The organism is Streptomyces sp. NPDC048600 (assembly GCF_055587025.1).
Map to the genome: position 1 here is coordinate 300,516 of NZ_JBVJGZ010000008.1, position 13,502 is coordinate 314,017.

11 protein-coding genes are annotated in these 13,502 nt (G+C 73.0%); 9 read left to right on the top strand and 2 right to left on the bottom strand.

The annotated features are described in order from the left end of the window. Nucleotides 1-218 precede the first annotated feature (218 nt). The 5 genes from ACZ6SQ_RS14390 to ACZ6SQ_RS14410 all read left to right on the top strand — a co-directional run bounded on the left by ACZ6SQ_RS14390 (nucleotide 219) and on the right by ACZ6SQ_RS14410 (nucleotide 8,103). Nucleotides 219-1,598, top strand: a complete 1,380-nt coding sequence (locus ACZ6SQ_RS14390; RefSeq protein ID WP_469560891.1) for an ABC transporter substrate-binding protein — start codon at nucleotides 219-221, stop codon at nucleotides 1,596-1,598. A gap of 7 nt (nucleotides 1,599-1,605) precedes the next feature. After that, on the top strand, nucleotides 1,606-2,952 hold the full coding sequence (locus tag ACZ6SQ_RS14395) for a carbohydrate ABC transporter permease (RefSeq protein WP_469560894.1): 1,347 nt from the start codon (nucleotides 1,606-1,608) through the stop codon (nucleotides 2,950-2,952). Continuing rightward, complete coding sequence (locus ACZ6SQ_RS14400; RefSeq protein WP_469560897.1) at nucleotides 2,949-3,806, top strand: carbohydrate ABC transporter permease; 858 nt, start codon at nucleotides 2,949-2,951, stop codon at nucleotides 3,804-3,806. Before ACZ6SQ_RS14395 ends, ACZ6SQ_RS14400 begins: the two co-directional genes overlap by 4 nt. A gap of 149 nt (nucleotides 3,807-3,955) precedes the next feature. Beyond that, nucleotides 3,956-6,241, top strand: coding sequence for a bifunctional glycosyltransferase/CDP-glycerol:glycerophosphate glycerophosphotransferase (locus ACZ6SQ_RS14405; protein ID WP_469560899.1), 2,286 nt, complete (start codon nucleotides 3,956-3,958; stop codon nucleotides 6,239-6,241). A 302-nt stretch (nucleotides 6,242-6,543) separates the two neighbouring features. Continuing rightward, complete coding sequence (locus ACZ6SQ_RS14410; protein ID WP_469560901.1) at nucleotides 6,544-8,103, top strand: hypothetical protein; 1,560 nt, start codon at nucleotides 6,544-6,546, stop codon at nucleotides 8,101-8,103. A 32-nt stretch (nucleotides 8,104-8,135) separates the two neighbouring features. On the opposite strand, the gene ACZ6SQ_RS14415 is transcribed toward ACZ6SQ_RS14410, so the two are convergent. Continuing rightward, on the bottom strand, nucleotides 8,136-8,549 hold the full coding sequence (locus ACZ6SQ_RS14415; RefSeq protein ID WP_356690504.1) for an organic hydroperoxide resistance protein: 414 nt from the start codon (nucleotides 8,547-8,549) through the stop codon (nucleotides 8,136-8,138). A 134-nt stretch (nucleotides 8,550-8,683) separates the two neighbouring features. Here ACZ6SQ_RS14415 and ACZ6SQ_RS14420 point away from each other — a divergent pair, with 134 nt between their 5' ends. Together ACZ6SQ_RS14420 and galE are read left to right on the top strand one after the other, a co-directional pair. Continuing rightward, nucleotides 8,684-9,190, top strand: coding sequence for a MarR family winged helix-turn-helix transcriptional regulator (locus ACZ6SQ_RS14420; RefSeq protein ID WP_469560905.1), 507 nt, complete (start codon nucleotides 8,684-8,686; stop codon nucleotides 9,188-9,190). Between the two features lie 179 nt (nucleotides 9,191-9,369). Further along, nucleotides 9,370-10,350, top strand: coding sequence for a UDP-glucose 4-epimerase GalE (gene galE / locus ACZ6SQ_RS14425; RefSeq protein ID WP_469560907.1), 981 nt, complete (start codon nucleotides 9,370-9,372; stop codon nucleotides 10,348-10,350). A gap of 460 nt (nucleotides 10,351-10,810) precedes the next feature. On the opposite strand, the gene ACZ6SQ_RS14430 is transcribed toward galE, so the two are convergent. After that, on the bottom strand, nucleotides 10,811-11,434 hold the full coding sequence (locus ACZ6SQ_RS14430) for a TetR/AcrR family transcriptional regulator (RefSeq protein WP_386379780.1): 624 nt from the start codon (nucleotides 11,432-11,434) through the stop codon (nucleotides 10,811-10,813). 186 nt (nucleotides 11,435-11,620) lie between these two features. Between ACZ6SQ_RS14430 and ACZ6SQ_RS14435 the strand changes: the two genes are divergently transcribed. Together ACZ6SQ_RS14435 and ACZ6SQ_RS14440 are read left to right on the top strand one after the other, a co-directional pair. Further along, nucleotides 11,621-12,538, top strand: a complete 918-nt coding sequence (locus ACZ6SQ_RS14435) for an ABC transporter permease (protein ID WP_469560911.1) — start codon at nucleotides 11,621-11,623, stop codon at nucleotides 12,536-12,538. Further along, nucleotides 12,531-13,376: an ABC transporter ATP-binding protein gene (locus ACZ6SQ_RS14440; RefSeq protein WP_469560914.1), complete on the top strand. Its 846-nt coding sequence runs from the start codon at nucleotides 12,531-12,533 to the stop codon at nucleotides 13,374-13,376. The genes ACZ6SQ_RS14435 and ACZ6SQ_RS14440 overlap by 8 nt, the downstream gene beginning before the upstream one ends. Nucleotides 13,377-13,502 lie beyond the last annotated feature (126 nt).

Below are 13,502 nucleotides of genomic sequence, written 5' to 3' on the forward strand. Positions count from 1 at the left end.
GCGGCGGGCGGGAGTCCGTCGGACAGGCCCCCGGGTGTGACCCCCGCCGGAAGGGCAACCCGTGTCCGGTGGACGACCGGACGCCCCGTCACGAGGCGGTCACGATCGCGCGGTTGACAGACCGTGCGCTCTTGCCGACCCCTCGGACCGGGCGTACACCGGAGCCCACGGGACAGCGTTCGAAACGTTCGACGAGGAACGACGAGGACGGGGCAGTGATGCGCGGTACGAGCAGCACGATCCGGACACGCAGGACCGTCAGGGCCGCCACGGCCCTGGTCGCGGGAGCGCTCGCGTTCTCGCTCACCTCCTGCGGTGACGACGAAGGCGCGGACGACGGCGAGGGCGGCGGCAGGGCGACGGAGTCCGCCTCCGCGCTGGACCTGCCGGAACTGGACGGCGAGACCCTGGAGGTCGCCGCCGTGTGGACCGGCCCGGAACAGGCCAACTTCAAGAAGGTGCTGGCGGAGTTCGAGAAGCGCACCGGCGCGAAGGTCACCTTCGTGCCCGCGCAGGACCCGATCATCAACTTCCTCGGCTCCAGGATCGCCGGCGGTGCTCCGCCGGACGTCGCGATGCTCCCGCAGGTCGGCGCGATCGAGCAGGCCGTCGACAAGGGCTGGGCGAAGCCCGTCGGGCCGGGGGCCCAGGCACAGCTGACGAAGAACTACTCGCAGGGCTGGCAGGATCTCGGCAAGGTCGGCGGCAAGCAGTACGGCGTCTACTACAAGGCCGCGAACAAGTCCCTGATCTGGTACAACGCGCAGGTCTTCGAGAACGCGGGCGCCCAGGAACCCAAGACCTGGGACGAGTTGCTGACGACCGCGCAGACGGTCTACGACTCCGGTGTCACGCCGTTCTCGGTGGGCGGCGCGGACGGCTGGACCCTCACGGACTGGTTCGAGAACGTCTACCTCTCCCAGGCGGGCCCGGAGAAGTACGACCAGCTGGCCAGGCACGAGATCAAGTGGACGGACCCGTCGGTCCGGGACGCCCTGACCACGCTCGCGGAGATCTGGGGCAGGAAGGACTATGTGGCGGGCGGTGCCTCGGGCGCGCTCCAGACGGAGTTCCCGGCCTCGGTGACGCAGACGTTCACCGGCGGCGACCAGCCCGAGGCGGCCATGGTCTACGAGGGCGACTTCGTCCAGGTCAACATCGCGGAGACGGACGCGAAGGTCGGCGAGCAGGCGAAGGTGTTCCCCTTCCCCTCGGTCGGCGACACCGCGCCGGTCGTCTCCGGCGGCGACGCGGCGGTGATCCTCGAGGACTCCGAGGCCTCGCAGGCGCTGGCCACCTGGCTCGCCTCGCCCGACGCCGCGACCGTCCAGGCGGGCCTCGGCGGCTATCTCTCGCCGAACCGGAACGTCGACCCGTCGGCGTATCCCAACCCGGTGCAGCAGGCGATGGCAAAGGCGCTGATCGCGGCCGGTGACGACTTCCGGTTCGACATGTCCGACCAGGCTCCGCAGGCGTTCGGCGGCACGCCCGGCAAGGGCGAGTGGAAGGCGCTCCAGGACTTCCTGAAGAACCCGAAGGACGTCGCCGGCACCCAGGCGACGCTGGAGGCGGACGCGGCCAAGGCCTACGGAGACTGAGCCGGCGATGGCGACGGCACCGGCGGCAGGGACGGCGAAGGCCCCTGCCGCCCCCCGTGAGCGCCGAAGCGTGACCGGCTCCCGCACCGGCGTGGCGGTGCTCTTCCTGCTGCCCGCCCTGGTGCTGCTGGGCGCGCTCGTGGTCTACCCGATCGGGTACTCGGTCCTGCGCAGCCTCTACGACCGGTCCGGCGACTCCTTCGCCGGGTTCGACAACTACCGGGCCCTGTTCACGGACGACGGCATCCGCACGGCCCTGAGGAACAACGTCGTCTGGGTGGTGTTCGCGCCCACGGTGGCCACCGCGCTGGGTCTGGTCTTCGCGGTGCTGACCGAACGGGTGCGCTGGGGAACGGCGTTCAAGCTGGTCGTCTTCATGCCGATGGCGATCTCGATGCTCGCCGCGGGCATCATCTTCCGGCTGGTGTACGACCAGGACCCGGACAAGGGCGTCGCGAACGCCGTGTGGGTCGGGGTGCACGACACGTTCGCCCAGTCCTCCGCGTTCCCGAAGGCGCACCCGGGCCGCGAGTCGCCGCTGGAGCCGGCCGGCGGCGGGGCGTTCGTCACCAGGGAGCCGGTGCGCGCGGGCACCCCGGTCGCGCTGCCGCTGGTCGGGGTGGCGCCCGACCGGATGCCCGACGACGCCGCGCGGGCCGTCGCGGCGCGGGCCGAGCCGGGCAAGGTCACCGGCACGGCCTGGCAGGACTTCACCCGCGGCAGGGGCGTGGGCACCCTCGGCGCGCCCGACCCGGCGGAGCTGGGATACCCCGGCATGCGGATCGAGGCGGTCAAGGACGGCCGGGTGGTCGCCTCGGCGAAGGCCGCCGCCGACGGCACCTTCACGCTGCCCGCGGCTGCCGACGGGGCCCTGCTGCGGCTTCCGGCCGCCAACTTCGCGGAGCCGTACAACGGCCTGGACTGGCTCGGCCCCTCGCTGGTGACGCCCGCGATCGTCGGGTCGTACATCTGGATGTGGGCGGGCTTCGCGATGGTGCTGATCGCGGCGGGGCTCGCGGGCATCCCGCGCGATCTGCTGGAGGCCGCCCGGGTCGACGGCGCGAACGAGTGGCAGGTGTTCCGCAGGATCACCGTGCCGCTGCTGGCGCCGGTCCTCGCGGTGGTCGCCGTCACCCTGATGATCAACGTCCTGAAGGTCTTCGACCTGGTCTTCATCATCGCGCCGGGCTCCTCGCAGGACGACGCGAACGTGCTCGCCCTGGAGCTGTACCGCAAGGGCTTCTCCGAGGACCAGCCGGGGATCGCCAGCGCGATCGCGGTGTTCCTGCTGCTGCTGGTGGTGCCGGTGATGTGGTTCAACGTGCGCAGGCTCAGGCGGGAGGTGCGGCGATGACGGCGAAGTCCCTGGGCGGAAGGATCGCCGGGTGGGTCAATCACGGCCTGGTCCAGGTCCTCCTGGTCGTGGTCGCGCTGTTCTGGCTGGTGCCGACCTTCGGTCTGCTGCTGTCGTCGCTGCGCTCGCCGAAGGACATCGCGGACAGCGGCTGGTGGACGGTGTTCACCGAGCCCGCGCAGCTCACCGTCGACAGCTACGACAAACTCCTGCACAACGGCGACATCACCGGCTCGATCCTCAACACCGTGCTGATCACGGTGCCGGCGACCGTGCTGGTCGTGGCGATCGCCGCCCTCGCGGGCTACGCGTTCGCGTGGATGGAGTTCCCGGGCCGCGACTGGTGGTTCCTCGCGGTGGTCGGGCTGCTGGTGGTGCCGGTGCAGGTGGCGCTGATCCCGATCGCCGAACTGTTCGGCAGGATCGGGCTGTTCGGGTCCGTCCTCGGGGTGGTCCTGTTCCATGTCGGCTTCGGGCTGCCGTTCGCGGTGTTCCTGCTGCGGAACTTCTTCGCGGAGATCCCCCGCGAGCTGCTGGAGGCGGCCCGGCTGGACGGGGCCGGTGAACTCCGGCTGTTCCTGCGGGTCGTGCTGCCGCTGGGCGCTCCGGCCATCGCCAGCCTGGGTATCTTCCAGTTCCTGTGGGTGTGGAACGACATGCTGGTGGCGCTGGTGTTCTCCGACGCGGGCAGCCAGCCCGTGACGGTCGCGCTCCAGACACAGGTACGGCAGTTCGGCAGCAACATCGACGTGCTGGCGCCGGGCGCGTTCATCTCGATGGTGATCCCGCTGGCCGTGTTCTTCGCGTTCCAGCGGCAGTTCGTGTCCGGGGTGATGGCGGGCGCGGTGAAGTAGCCCTCCTTCGAACCCATGGGCGGGCGGACACCGACCGGTCCGCCCGCTCAAGCACACGGATCGTCCCCCGCACGCGGTACACGGCGTAACCGCCCGGCTCCGGAGGCCGTTGCCGGGCAGAACGCCCGCGCCGACCCATGGATGATCCCTTGCCCAGGTTCAGTGTCATTGTCCCCGCGTACAAGGTGCAGGCGTATCTGCACGAGTGCCTGGGTTCGGTCCTCGGCCAGTCGTACGCCGATCTCGAACTGATCGTGGTGGACGACCGCTCGCCGGACGTCTGCGGCGCGATCGCCGACGAGTTCGCGGCCCTCGATCCACGGGTGCGCCCGCTCGGGCTGCCGGAGAACCGGGGCCCCGGCGGCGCCCGCAACGCGGGCATTCGTGCGGCGGCCGGGGACTACCTGGTGTTCCTCGACGGCGACGACACCCTCGCCCCGGACGCCCTGCGCGCGATCGCCGACCGGCTGAAGGAGACGGGCGAACCGGACGTGCTGGTGCACGGCTTCGCACGGACCGACTGGACCGGCGCGCGGCTGCGGGACGAGGGCGCCGGACACCTCGGCGAGCGGGGCCCGGCCCCGTTCGGCCTGGCGGACCGGCCGGAACTGCTGCGACTGCCGGCCCTCGCCCAGAACAAGGTCTGCCGACGGGAGTTCGTCCAGTCCGGGGGCCCGGCCTTCCCGGCGGGCCGCCACGAGGGCACGCCCTGGACGTATCAGCTGCTGCTGACGGCCGAGTCGATCGTGACGCTGGACCGGGTGTGCGTGCTGCGCCGGCCGCGTCGGCCGGCGGGCGGGGAGCGGCACTTCGACCTCTTCGAGCAGTACGACCGGCTGTTCGCGTTCCTCGGTGAGCGGCCCGGCCTCGAAGAGTGGCGGCCGGTGCTGTTCCGGCGCATGGCCGACCATCTGACGGAGGTGTTCACCGGCCCCGGAAGGCCGCCGCGCGGCAGCCGCGCCGAGTTCCTGCGCCGGGCCCGCGACCTCCACCGCCGCCACCGCGCCCCGGACACCCCGGTGCCGCCCCGCCTCACGGCGGCGGTCGAGCGGCGGCACCCCCTGCGCGCCCGGCTGCGGGACGCCCTGGTCCGCCTCGGCGCGCACCGCATCTACCGGACCCTGGGCCTGACCCGGCGGCTCGCCCGCCGCGCGGCCCGGCTCGCCGCCCGGCTCGGCCGTCTGTTGCGCACGGCCACGCTGCGCCTGCACTACCGCGTCCAGCGCAGGCTTCCGCTGCGCGCCGACCGGGCGGTGTTCGCCGCGTACGGCGGCCACGGCCACTCCTGCAACCCGGGCGCGCTGGAGTCGGCCTTCCGCGAACTGGCCCCGCACATCCGGACGGCCTGGGTCGCCCGCCCCGAGCACCACCACACCGTGCCGCCCGCCACCCGCCGCCTCACCCCGGGCACGGCCGCGTACTGGACGGCCCTCGCGCGCTCCAAGTACCTCGTCGACAACGACGCCTTCGACCGCCGTCTGGTCAAGCGGCGCGGCCAGGTCCTCGTGCAGACCCGGCACGGCACGCCCCTCAAGCGCATGGGCCTGGACCTGTGCGAACGCCCCGCGGCCGGCGGGAACCCGGACGCCGCCGAGCTGCTGCGCGACGCGGGGTCCTGGGACTACGTCGTCTCCGCCAACCGCCACGCCACCCTGACCTGGGAGCGCGTCCACCCCGGCGCCTACACCACGCTGGAGTACGGCCACCCCCGCAACGACGTCTTCCAGCAGGCGACCTCGGCCGACGTGGCCCGGCTGCGCGAGAGCCTCGGCGTCCCGCGCGGCTCGGTCGCGATCCTGTACGCCCCGACCCACCGCGACTACCGCCGCGGCCAGGTCCCCGAGCTGGATCTGGAGCGGGTGCTGCGCCGCCTCGGCCCGCGTTTCGTGGTGCTGGCCCGCGCCCACCACCGCCGGCCCGGCCCGCTCGGCGAGGGCGCCCGGATCATCGACGTGAGCGGCCACCCGAGCGTCGAGAAGCTCTGCCTGGCCTCGGACGCCCTGGTCACCGACTACTCGTCGATCATGTTCGACTACGCCGTCCTGGACCGGCCGATCGTCGTCCACACCCCCGACCTGGAGGCCTACGAGGCCGCCCGGGGCACCTACTTCGACCTGCGGGCCTTCCCGCCGGGCGCGGTCGCCCGCAGCGAGGACGAACTGACCGACATCTTCGCCACCGGCCACTGGCGGGGCTCCCGCTCGGCGCAGCTGCGGGCGGCGTTCCGGGAGCGGTTCTGCCCGCACGACGACGGCCGGGCGGCCGAGCGGGTCGTACGGCATGTGGTGCTGGGCGAGCCGGGGACGCCGCCCGTGGCGCCGCCGGAGTCGCGGCACCCCGTCCCCTCGGCCGCCGATTCGCTCGAGCGGCCCCTCCACGCGACCGTCCCGCGGCCCTCAGGTCCGCTCACCGCCACCGTCGCCGACAGCCACTGAACGGCGTTCACCTCCCGGGAGTGCGTATGCCCCGCAGTTCGTCGCGGCCCACCCCGTCCCGGCCGGCCACCCTGCGGCCGTCCGGGCGACCCGGCGGGCGACGCTCCAGACGCCGTCCGGTGTGAGGGGCGGTGCCTCGGGGGTGGCGTACCTCGGGTGCGGGTGCCGGTGCTGTGCGGGTGCAGGCACGGGTGCCGGGCGGGGTGAACGGGTTCACTCGATGAGGTGAGCCGAGGCGGTGCCGTCGACCCGGTCGGGAATATACGGTCAATGCCCCTCACGCCCCCTTCCGTCACCGCCCGGTGAGCGCCGAGGTCCTGGCCGGACGGCCGACCCGCGGTGCCACGGCCCTGCGCGGCGGGCGGCTGTGGCGTCCCAGCCCGTACCAGGTCTTCGGGTTCCTGTTCTGGCTGGTGATCACGCTGGCGTACTGGCGGCTCCCCCAGTGCTGCGACACCGGCCAGCACGCGGCGGTCGTCGAGCGCCTTAAGGCGGACCTGCTGAATCCACGTCACCCGACGGCCGACCTGCCCGGCGCGGGCAGCCCGTACTACTCGCCGTACGCGCTCGCCCAGGGCCTGTTCGCGCGGCCGGCGGGGATGTCCGGCTGGGAGGTAGTGCGGCTCGCGGGGCCGCTGAACCTGCTGGTGCTGCTGACCGGCCTCGGCCGCTTCGTGCGGATGCTCACGCCCCGGCCGTGGGCGCCGGTGCTCGCCCTGGCCGCGACGACGCTGCTGTGGGGCACCGAGCCCGCCGCGTGGAGCGGCTTCACGGGCCTGATGCCGCTGGTCGGCGGCCTCGCCCACCCGGCCGTCCTCGCGACCGGCCTCGCCCTGTGGGCCTGGGCCCTGACCGGGACACGGGCGCACGACACGGCGAGGGTGCGGTTCGTCGGACCGCGCGGTCTGCCGAGCCTGACCGGCTACGCGGGCCTCGGCCTGCTCTACGGCCTCGCCCTGCTGGTCCACCCGGTCACCGCTGCGGGCACCCTGGCGGGCGGGGCGGCGATCGTCGCCGGACGGCAGCGCGCGTGGGGCCCCGCGGTGGCCGGCCGCTGGGCGCTGACCTGCGCGGTCGCCCTGGTCACGGCGGCCGCCTGGCCCTACTTCGAGGTGTTCGGCCTCGTCGGGAACGGCAGCCTCGACGCGGTCCACCGGCGGCTCTACGACGCCCTGCCCGGACAGGTCTGGGCGGCGGTCCTGGTGGGCCTGCCCGCGCTGTGGCCGCGTCTGCGCCGTTCCGGCCCGCGCGATCCGCTCGTGCTCATGGTCGCCGCGGGCTGCCTGCTGACGGCGTACGGCTGGTTCACCGGCCACCACGCCTACGGCAGGGTTCTCGGGCTCACCCTCCTGCCGCTCCAGTGCGCGCTCGCGGTGGAACTGGCGGCGCCGCGTCCCTGGCCCGCCCGGCGGCGGCTGCTCGGCGTGGTCGCGGCGGTGGCGGCCTGCGCGGGCTTCCTGACCGTCCAGGCCGGAGCGGTCGTGCCCCGCTCGCTGGATCCGGTCGGCTTCGCGCAGCCGCCGCGCGGGCCGTCGTACGCGTGGGCCGCGCAGTACGTCCGTCCCGGTCAGGTCGTGCTGACCGACGGACATCACGCGCGGGGCGCGCTCCCCGGGTACGGCGCCGACCTCGTCGCCCCCGCCCGGCCCGACCCGGCGCTCGACGAGCGCGAGCGGCTGCGGCGGCTGGCGGACGTGCGGGCGTATCTCGCCCCGGGGTCGACCCGCGCCGCGCGCACCGCCCTCGTCCGCCGCCACCGGGTGCGCTGGCTGCTGCTCACGCCCCGGCAGACCCTTCCCGAGGAGGCCGTGGTGGTCGCCTGGAGCGAGCGGACGGGAGAGGTGCTGGCGCGGGTCGGCTGATCCGTCGGGCGCCGGCTCCCGCGAACAGCGGACTACTCGACGACGATGTCCACGTCGATGTTGCCGCGGGTGGCGTTGGAGTACGGGCAGACCTGGTGGGCCGTCTCTATCAGCTTGCGGCCGGTCGGCTCGTCCACGTGCGCGGGCAGCTCGACGCGGAGCGTGACGGCCAGGCCGAAGCCCTCGCCCTCCTTGCCGATGCCGACCTCGGCGGTCACGGCGGCGTCGCTCACGTCGATCTTGGCCTGGCGGCCGACGAGGCCCAGGGCGCTGCCGAAGCACGCGGCGTACCCGGCGGCGAAGAGCTGCTCGGGGTTGGTGCCCTGGCCGTTGCCGCCGAGCTCCACCGGCATGGCGAGCGCGAGGTCGATCTTGCCGTCGGAGGAGACGGCGCGGCCCTCACGGCCGTGGGTGGCGGTGGCGACAGCGGTGTACAGCGCGTCCATGGAAAACCATTCCTCTCGGGGAACCGGGCGAAGTCGGGCTCCGGCGGCCCTGTCCGGCCGCCTTCACGACCACAAGTAGAGCACACAATTAAGTTGTGCACAACTAAATGGAGGACCGGAGCTACCCTGGAGGCATGACCCCGACACCGTCCGGCGCCGCCGCCCAGGAGGACTGGCTCCGCCTGGACCGCCAGATCTGCTTCTCCCTGCACGCCGCCTCGCGCGCCTTCAACGGCGTCTACCGCGTGATCCTCAAGGACCTGGGCCTGACCTACCCCCAGTACCTGGTGATGCTGGTGCTCTGGGAGCGGGGCGAACAGCCGGTCAAGAAGCTCGGCGAGCATCTGCGGCTGGACTCCGGGACCCTGTCCCCGCTGCTCAAGCGGCTGGAGTCGGCCGGACTCGTCCACCGCGAGCGCAGCGCGCGCGACGAGCGTTCGGTGGAGGTCCGGCTGACCGCCGAGGGCGAGGCCCTGCGCGAACGCGCGCTCGCCGTGCCGCGCCGGATCGTCGAGGCGACCGGGTTCGACCCCGCGGAGATCGGCGAACTGCGCGCCCGGCTCGACCTGCTCACCGGCGCGCTGGACAGGGCCGCGGCGAGTGAGCTGGCCGCGGCGGCGTCGGGGCGCGCGGAGCCGTAGCGGTCACGCCGCCGTTCGTGGGGGGGCGCGTGGCGGGGCGTCGATCGGGTCGGGTACGGCTTTGAGAGGACACGCAAAGCGTCTCTTCGGTCGCGGTGCGTGACCTTCCCGGCCCTTGGGGTGTTCTGTCCCTGATTCACTGGGTGCGGGGGAAGCACCGCCGAAGAGGGGACGTCCGAATGACCTGGCTGATCACCGGTGGGGCCGGCTACATCGGGGCGCACGTCGTCCGCGCGCTGCGGCAGGCGGGCGAGCGGGCCGTGGTGTACGACGACCTGTCGACGGGGCTGGCGGAGCGGGTGCCGCGGGACGTGCCTCTGGTGGAGGGCTCCACGCTGGACGAGGCCCGGGTCCGTGAGGTCCTGGCCCGGCATCCGGTTACGGGGGTCGTCCATCTCGCCGCGAAGAAGCAGGTCGGCGAGTCGATGGACCGGCCGCTGCACTACTACCGGGAGAACGTCGAGGGCCTGCGCGTCCTGCTGGACGCGGTGACCGATGCGGGGGTGCCGTCCTTCGTCTTCTCCTCCTCGGCGGCGGTGTACGGCATGCCGGGCACGGAGCTCGTGACCGAGGAGACTCCGTGTGCGCCGATGTCGCCCTACGGCGAGACGAAGCTCGTGGGCGAATGGCTGGTGCGGGCCACGGGGCGGGCGACCGGGATGTCGACGGCGTGCCTGCGGTACTTCAACGTGGCCGGGGCGGCCGGTCCCGAGCTGGCCGACGCGGGGGTGTACAACCTGATCCCGATGGTCTTCGAGAAGCTCACGGCGGACGCGGCTCCGCGGATCTTCGGCGACGACTATCCGACGCCGGACGGTACGTGTGTGCGCGACTACATCCACGTCGTCGATCTCGCGGAGGCGCATGTGGCCGCGGCGCGTGCGCTCGCGTCCTCGCCCGGGCGGGCGCTCACCCTGAACATCGGGCGCGGTGAGGGGGTCTCCGTGCGCGAGATGATCGACCGGATCAACGCCGTCACCGGCTACGCCCGTCCGCCCCACACCACCCCGCGCCGGCCCGGCGACCCCGCCCGCGTCGTCGCCTCCGCCGACCGGATCACCACCGAGCTCGGCTGGAAGGCGCGGTACGACGTCCAGGACATGATCGCCTCGGCCTGGGACGGGTGGGTACGCCTCCACCCGGAGGCGGCGCGCATGTAGCCCGTCCGCCGATGACGCCAGCTGTGGGTGGGTGGGTGGGTGGAGCGGGGCCGGGCCGGGGGGTATCCGTCCTCGGTCCGCCGGACTGGCCTCTTACGGGGGTTCTGGTGTCTGACGGCGGCCGCTGCGGGCGGACACCCCCCGCCCCGTCCCCTTGCCGCCGTACGCGTCGCCGCTACGGGCTGCGCACCCCAGCCGCCGCGGGCACGCGTGCCCCCGCCGCTGCGGGCATGCGTGCCGCTAAGGGCGGCACGGGTGGGCGCTGCGGCACCTCGTCGCGCCGAGTTGCGCACCGCCCCGTCCTCAGCCCCCACCGGGCGGTCCGTCGCTGACGCCGAGCTGGGCACCGCCCACGCCCCAGCCCCAAGCAGGGGCACCTCGCCGACGCCGAGCCGCGCAGCGCCCTGGCACCGACGCCGCCCGGCCGCACAAGCAAGCCCGCGCGCAGCGCACCAGCCCGTCACAACACCGCCAGCGCCCCCGCCGTCGCCCGGGCCAACGCCGCCAGATACCCCTTGGGCAGCTTGGGATGGCGAACCACGACCGCCCGCCAGTAGAGCGGCCCGGAGATCAGGTCGAGGGCGATCTCCTCGTCGACCCCGTCCCGCATCTCCCCCCGCCCCACCGCCGCCGCGACGATCTTCAGGGCGACCCCCTCCTGCCCCTCCCGCAGAGCCTTCTGCATGAGCTCGGCGATCTCGGGGTTACGGGCCGCCTCGGCCTGGAGGTCGGGAATGATCTGCGAGGCGACCGGATGCCGCAGCGCCCGCGAGGTCACCTCGTACAGCACACGAAGGTCCCCCTCGAGCGAGCCCGTGTCCGGCGCCGGCAACCCCTGCACGGCGATGGCCGACACGATGTCGAGCACCAGATGCAGCTTGGAACGCCACCGCCGGTACACCGCCGTCTTGCCGACCCCGGCCCGCCGCGCGATCCCCTCGATCGACATCCGCGCGTAGCCGACCGCCGCGAGCTCCTCGAAGACAGCCGCCCGGATCGCCTCCGTGACGTCCTCCCGGAGAACGGCGGCACCCGCGGGCGACCGGCGGCGGGGGCTCGGCTGGGATCCGTCGGCGTTGGTCATGCGGACAGCATAGGGCGTTGCGACGAAACGGTTGCGTTCCGACGTAGCGCGTCACGACGATACGGTTGCGTCCCGACGCCGACTCGGCCTACGCTCGCGTTGCGACGATACGGTCCCGTCCCGACGTACGTAAGAGAGGGGTAAGGACCCCCGCCGCACCGCCTCCCCCGAGCGAAAGCAGCCGATGTGAGCCAGGTCCTCCACGCACCGCCCCCCACGGCGCCGCCGGCCGACGACGACCTCGCCGCGCTGGCCGCGCGCCACGGGCTGACGGTCAGCGGCGCCCGCGCCTCGCTGCCCGGTTACATCCGCCAACTGTGGGCCCGGCGCCACTTCATCGCGGCGTTCTCCACCGCCAAGCTCACCTCCCAGTACAGCCAGGCGAAGCTCGGACAGCTCTGGCAGGTGATGACGCCGCTGCTGAACGCGGCGGTCTACTACCTGATCTTCGGCGTGCTGCTCCAGACCAAGCGCGGAGTCCCCGACTACGTGCCGTTCCTGGTGACGGGCGTGTTCATCTGGACGTTCACGCAGAGCTCGATCCTGGCGGGCACGCGCGCGATCTCCGGCAACCTCGGCCTGGTGCGGGCCCTGCACTTCCCGCGGGCCGCGCTGCCCATCTCGTTCTGCCTCCAGCAGCTGCAGCAGCTGCTGTTCTCGATGGCCGCACTGTCCGTGATCCTGCTGGGCTTCGGCGTGCCGCCGGCCGCGTCCTGGCTGCTGGCGGTCCCGGCGCTGGTGCTCCAGTTCGTCTTCAACGCCGGTGTCTCGCTGATCCTGGCCCGCCTCGGCGCCAGAACCCCCGACCTGGCGCAGCTGATGCCGTTCGTGCTGCGGACCTGGATGTACGCGTCCGGCGTGATGTTCAGCATCGACCACATCCTGCGCACCCACACCGATCTGCCGTCCTGGGTGGGCACCGTCCTCCAGCTGAACCCGGCCGCCGTCTACATCGACCTGATGCGCTTCGCCCTGATCGACAGCTTCCACGGGAGCCAGCTCCCGCCGCACGTCTGGGCGCTCGCGACCGGCTGGGCCCTGCTCGCCGGCATCGGCGGTTTCATCTACTTCTGGAAGGCTGAGGAGACGTACGGCCGTGGCTGAGCTCATTCCCGGGACCGCCGAGAGCGTCCCCACCGTCGTCGCCGACCACGTCGACATCGTCTACCGCGTCAACGGCACGGGCGGCGGCCGCGGTTCGGCCACCGCCGCCCTCAACCGCATCCTGCGCCGCGGGAAGGCCGAGAAGGCCTCGGGCGTGCGCACGGTGCACGCCGTGAAGAACGTGTCCTTCGTGGCGTACAAGGGCGAGGCCATCGGGCTGATCGGCACCAACGGCTCCGGCAAGTCGACCCTGCTCAAAGCGGTCGCCGGCCTGCTGCCCGTGGAGAACGGCCGGATCTACACCGGCGGCCAGCCCTCCCTGCTCGGCGTCAACGCGGCCCTGATGAGCGACCTCACCGGCGAGCGCAACGTCCACCTCGGCGGCCTCGCCATGGGCATGACCCGGGAGCAGATCAAGGAGCGCTACGAGGAGATCGTCGACTTCTCCGGCATCAACGAGAAGGGCGACTTCATCACCCTGCCGATGCGCACCTACTCCTCCGGCATGGCGGCCCGGCTGCGCTTCTCCATCGCCGCCGCCAAGGACCACGACGTCCTGCTGATCGACGAGGCGCTCGCCACCGGCGACCGTTCCTTCCAGAAGCGCTCCGAGGCCCGTATCCGCGAGCTCCGCAAGTCCGCGGGCACGGTGTTCCTGGTCAGCCACAACAACAAGTCGATCCGCGACACCTGCGACCGCGTGCTGTGGCTGGAGCGCGGCGAACTGCGCATGGACGGGCCCACGGAGGAGGTCATGCGCGAGTACGAGAAGTTCACCGGCGACGCCAAGCCCAGGCCTCGGCCGAAGCCTGCGCCCACGGCTTCCGTGCCCGCCTGAGCGAACGGCTCGGAGAACGGGAGGGGGGGGGGGGGGGGGGGGGGGGGGGGGGGGGGGGGGGGGGGGGGGGGGGGGGGGGGGGGGGGGGTGGGGGGGGGGGTGTGGGGGGGGGGGGGGGGGAGAGAG